This window comes from Pseudomonas sp. SIMBA_041 (assembly GCF_046535095.1).
Lineage (GTDB): Bacteria > Pseudomonadota > Gammaproteobacteria > Pseudomonadales > Pseudomonadaceae > Aquipseudomonas > Aquipseudomonas mucoides.
On the sequence record NZ_JAWRXJ010000913.1, the window covers coordinates 1 to 237 of the forward strand.

Annotated in this window: 1 protein-coding gene; it reads right to left on the reverse strand. The window is 64.6% G+C overall.

The window, feature by feature from the left end:
* Positions 1 to 237, reverse strand: a 237-nt coding sequence (locus SB725_RS33790; RefSeq protein WP_410923769.1) for an FAD-dependent oxidoreductase, incomplete at both ends; no start/stop codon positions are given.

The window sequence follows — 237 nt, forward strand, 5'->3', positions numbered from 1 at the left end:
GGTCACCGATGTAGTCGGAACCTTTGACGGTATCGTACATGTGCCAGCGCCAGTCGTCGTTCGGGGCGGCCGAAGCGATGGCGCAGGTGATGCCGCCCTGGGCGGATACAGTGTGCGAACGGGTCGGGAAGACCTTGGTGACCACGGCAGTCTTGTGACCGCCCTGTGCCAGCTGCAGCGCTGCGCGCATGCCGGCGCCGCCGCCGCCAATGATGATGGCGTCGAAGGAAATAGTAG